Raw genomic sequence first — 3,458 nt, forward strand, 5'->3', positions numbered from 1 at the left:
AATCAGGACAATTATTTGGGATAATAAACCTAATTTGTGGCATTATTCTAAAACAAATTCCAATTTAACTATGTCAGATTCTAAACAACAAAACTCCAGAAGAGATTTTCTTAAAACGAGTTCTTTGGCGTTGGGTAGTTTTTTCATTGTACCCCGTCATGTATTAGGCAAAGGCTATATTGCTCCTAGCGACAAACTCAATATTGCAGCCATCGGTGCAGGTGGCAAGGGGCAGTCCGATATTATTAATGCTTATAATAATGGGACTTCAAATATAGTAGCATTATGTGATGTAGATTGGGGCAGAACCAAAGGAACCTTTGAGAAATTTCCTAATGCAAAAAAATACCGTGATTTTAGGGTGATGCTACAAGAAATGTCTAAAGACATTGATGCGGTAACTATTTCTACTCCCGACCATTTCCATGCTTATGCAGCTATGCAATGTATGCAGATGGGAAAACATGTATATGTACAAAAACCATTGACACACAACATTGCAGAGGCTAGAATGCTGACTAAGGCTGCAAGAAAATACAAAGTCGTAACCCAAATGGGCAACCAGGGTTCATCTAACCCTGCTCAGAATACAGCGATTAAATGGTTTGACGAAGGTAAAATTGGAGCTGTTCATACGGTAAATATTTGGACAAACCGCCCAGTTTGGCCACAAGGAATTCCTGTTCCTACAGACAAGCCACCATTGATTGAATCAATGTCACCAAAAGATTGGGATACTTGGGTTGGGCCAGCACAGTGGGTAGACTACCATCCGCTTTATCATCCTTTCAAATGGCGTGGTTGGTGGAATTTTGGTACTGGGGCATTGGGTGATATTGGTTGCCATACGATTGACTCTGCTTTTAGAATTTTAGGTTTAGGGTATCCAACTGAAGTAGAATGTAGCGTAGGGGCTGTATTTATCAAAGATTGGACTCCTGAATATATTCCTGAGGGCTGTCCGCCTTCATCACACGTTGAAATTAAATTCCCTGCAACAAAGAAGAACAAATCAGCAATGAAGATGATTTGGATGGATGGTGGTATTAGACCAATGCACCCAGATTTAATTCCTGCCAACGAAGCCATTAGTAACGACGGTGGAGCAAATGGTATTATTCTAACGGGTACAAAAGGTATCATGACCATAGGTATGTATGGAAATGACCCTAAAATTTACCTAAATTCAGGAGAGAAAATTGAAGCCCCTAAAGTAACCCCGACTGACGTAAAACCTTTACCTGAATATGGCCATCAGGTTAGTTGGACAGAAGCTTGTAAAGCAGGCTATGATAGTAAGGCACATAAAGCTTTGACATCATCATTTGATTATTCTGGTCCACTTACTGAAACGGTATTGATGGGTAATTTAGCTATTCGTAGTTATATGCTTCGTAAGAAAAATGAAAAAGGGAACTTTGATTTCTACGGAAGAAACAAATTGATATGGAATGGTGGCGATATGAAAATCACTAACTTTGATGATGCTAACCAATTTGTTGGTCGCGAGTATCGTGAAGGCTGGAAAATTGCAGATGTATAGTATTTAAAACACGAAAGACAATCTTATAAGATTGTCTTTCGTATTTATTGACAAAAATTAATCTACCTCTGCTTTATTGACTCTTTTTGGAGTAACCTTTCCATCAACCATTGGCTTCGAACCTACTGCGATGGCTTTAATCATATTAGTCATATGAGGCATATCTAAACTTTCAAACTCATCATTAACAGAGTGATATAATTTATCAATATCAATTTGGTCTGATGAAATAGAATGAGCAGGTACACCCAATCTTGCTAAAGTAGCATTGTCTGAACGATAAAATAAGTTTTGCTCAGTATATGGGTCGGGATGAAAACTGTAGTTTGTACCTTTTACAGCCTCTTGTAGGAATGTTCCAAAGTCAGAACGTTCAAATCCTGTAATAAAAGCTGAATTAGGACCAAATTTTGACGGTTTACCAATCATTTCAATATTAAACATTGCTACAATTTCATCAGGATTTAATTGCTTTGAAAAATATTGTGAGCCATATCCACCAATTTCTTCTGCAGTGAAGCATACAAAAATTAGAGTACGTTCAGGTTTGCCTAGTTTTTTATAATAATCAGCTAAAGTAACGACGGCAGTAGTACCAGAGGCATCATCATCCGCTCCGTTTGCGATTGAATCTCCTTCAACCGCTTTTTGATAACCAAGGTGGTCGTAATGACCAGAGAATACTAAATATTCATTGGCTCTTTTTCCTGGAATCATTCCCGCCACATTCGCAAGTGGAAGTGTCTCTATACTATTTTTTAATGCTACCTTTATTGAACTCAATTGGCTAGAATCTGCTAAAACGAATAATTGTGATTCTCCTTTACCTACACTTTCGCTCATTGAGCCACTTCCCAAATATCGCTTATAGTTAGCAAACATCTTTTGATGTTTAGGATTAACCAGTACAATAGCATCTAGGTTTTTCTTTTTGATTTCGCCATAAGCTTTTCTTAAATTATCATTTTCGTTAACATAGAAAACGGATACTTTGGAAGGGTCTGTCCATGACAAAGATTCTTTAGCTGTCACAAAAAAATATTTGTCATTTTCAATAGTTGTATTATTCAAAGTAACAGCAGCTTGTTGTGGCTTCAATGAATACATATTGAACTTCTGCTCAAATGAAGTAAGCCCAGTCAAAGGTTTTAATCCAATTCTCTTAAATTCATTTTGTAGGAATAGTGAAGCCTTTTCGATACCAGGCGTAAAAGTTCTTCTACCCATCATATCATCGGCACTAAGTGTTTTAATGATTCTTGCTACTTCATTCTCTTTTATTCCCGCTTGTGAAAAACCATGAAAAGTAATAAATGATGCAAAGATTACTGTGAATATTTTTCTCATATTTTCTTATTTTTTATTACAAAAATAGTCTACTAGACCATTAAATAAATTTATTGACCTAGTATTTCCTGTAATTTTGATGAATGGGCTTTATAAAAGAATGAATGGCTATAAGAAAATAAGATTATTATCATCGAAAAAATATCTGAACTCATTACTATTTATTTTCCCCATTTACTCAAATACAATGTTGCACCTAAAGAAAAATATCTCCGTAGAAAGTTTTTAGATTGTTCTGTAGTTTCATTACCACTAGCAGAATGGCTATATGTAGGGTTTTGATTGAAAACATTCATTAAACTTCCATTCAGCTTTACCTTATTATGCCATAAATAGCCAGAGACTGTTAAATCTAATATAGGGATGGTTCTAATATTTTTTTGAAAGAAATTTTGGAAGACCGTCAAATTACTATTGATAAATAGTTTTTCAGTAAGTTGCGATTCAGTCCTTATAGCAAATTCATTTCTAAAATTCCATTTTATATTATTTCCTAAATCATTTCCAAAGAGATTTCCTTTCCAATCAAGCTTTAATGAAGTAGTTCTAATCGGATTCCATTTTAATG

At 35.4% G+C, this 3,458-nt stretch carries 3 protein-coding genes; 1 reads left to right on the forward strand and 2 read right to left on the reverse strand.

Annotation, left to right across the window (positions count from 1 at the left end):
• The first annotated feature begins 70 nt into the window (after positions 1–70).
• Entirely contained in the window at positions 71–1,543 is a 1,473-nt protein-coding gene (locus AC07XN_RS23815) for a Gfo/Idh/MocA family protein (protein ID WP_309920013.1), read from the forward strand.
• A 57-nt stretch (positions 1,544–1,600) separates the two neighbouring features.
• Here the strand turns inward: AC07XN_RS23815 and AC07XN_RS23820 are convergent, their stop codons facing one another.
• Positions 1,601–2,890: a M28 family metallopeptidase gene (locus tag AC07XN_RS23820; protein ID WP_494744860.1), complete on the reverse strand. Its 1,290-nt coding sequence runs from the start codon at positions 2,888–2,890 to the stop codon at positions 1,601–1,603.
• A gap of 161 nt (positions 2,891–3,051) precedes the next feature.
• The coding region (locus AC07XN_RS23825; protein ID WP_494744861.1) for a hypothetical protein at positions 3,052–3,458 on the reverse strand (407 nt) is incomplete at its 5' end.

It is taken from the genome of Arcicella sp. GW458-12-2-14-TSB2, assembly GCF_059423785.1.

Bases quoted from the DNA above. Each gene is read 5' to 3' on its own strand.
- AC07XN_RS23815 (WP_309920013.1), top strand. From the start codon at position 71: ATGTCAGATTCTAAACAACAAAACTCCAGAAGAGATTTTCTTAAAACG.
- AC07XN_RS23820 (WP_494744860.1), bottom strand. From the start codon at position 2,890: ATGAGAAAAATATTCACAGTAATCTTTGCATCATTTATTACTTTTCAT.